At 68.2% G+C, this 1,133-nt stretch carries 2 protein-coding genes; one reads left to right on the top strand and one right to left on the bottom strand.

Features of this window, described 5'->3' with window-relative positions:
- Positions 1 to 807, top strand: an 807-nt coding sequence (locus MOV74_RS38750) for an autotransporter outer membrane beta-barrel domain-containing protein (protein WP_246932852.1), incomplete at its 5' end; no start/stop codon positions are given.
- 28 nt (positions 808 to 835) lie between these two features.
- On the opposite strand, the gene gspM is transcribed toward MOV74_RS38750, so the two are convergent.
- A partial coding sequence (gspM, locus tag MOV74_RS38745; RefSeq protein WP_246932850.1) for a type II secretion system protein GspM occupies positions 836 to 1,133 on the bottom strand: 298 nt, incomplete at its 5' end.

Genomic DNA, 1,133 nt, shown 5'->3' with positions numbered 1-1,133 from the left:
GCGGCCGAGGTCGGCGGCAATGCGCTGGTCGGCTCGCAGGACCTGACCGCACGGGTCTGGGGCGGCGCAGCCGGCGCCGATTACAGGATCTCGCTGGACACGCTTGTCGGCTTTGCGCTCGGCGGCGGCGGACTGAACTACTCGCTCGCCAATGCGATGGGCGCGGGCTCGGCCGACCTGTTCCAGGCCGGTGTCTATGGCCGACACAATTTCGGGCCGGCCTACGTCTCGGCCGCGCTCGCCTATGGCTGGCACGACGTCACCACCAACCGCACCGTTGCGCTCGCCGGGGCCGACCAGCTCCAGGGCCGCTTCAAGGCCGACACGTTCTCGGCGCGCTTCGAGGGCGGCTATCGCTTCACGACGCCGATGATCGGCATCACGCCCTATGCGGCGGCGCAGGTGACGAATTTCAACCTGCCCAACTACTCCGAAGTCAGCCTCAACGGCGGCGGCCTGTTCGCGCTGAACTACGCTTCGCAATCGCTGACCGATACCCGCTCCGAGCTTGGCCTGCGCACCGACAAGTCCTACGCCATGCAGAACGGCGTGCTGACGCTGCGCGGCCGCGCCGCCTGGGCTCACGACTACAATCCGGGCCGCGCCGTCACCGCGCTGTTCCAGACCTTGCCCGGCACCAGCTTCGTCGTGAACGGCGCCAGGGTCGATGCCGATTCCGCGCTCGTGAGCGGCAGTGCCGAGATGAAATGGCTGAGCGGCTTCTCGATCGCCGCCGCCTTCGACGGCGAGTTCTCCGGCAACGTCACCAGCTATTCCGGCAAAGGCGTGTTCAAGTACGCCTGGTGAGCCGGCGAGTCCGCCTGATCTGGCCGACCTACTTCCCCGCCTGCCACTGGCCCGAGACGCCCAGGATCACCCTGACGCGACCGGTGCCGGCATCGCTCAGCGCCGTGGTCTGCGGCACCTGGACGTCGAGCTGATCGACGAACAGGAAGGGCATGCCGGCCTCGAGATCATAGAGCAGCTTCTGCAGCGCCGGCTGCTCCAGCTCGCAGCTCACGACGAGGCCGACGAAGCCGTCCTTGGCCTGCGCGCCGGACACGTCGACTTGCGAGGACTGGACCTGGCCGCCGACATCGCCGACCGCGGCGGCAACCCGCTGCAGCAGATTG

This window comes from Bradyrhizobium sp. SHOUNA76 (assembly GCF_023006445.1).
Lineage (GTDB): Bacteria > Pseudomonadota > Alphaproteobacteria > Rhizobiales > Xanthobacteraceae > Bradyrhizobium.
The sequence above is the reverse complement of the archived record's forward strand: the minus strand, read 5'-3'. Positions and strand labels throughout refer to the sequence as shown.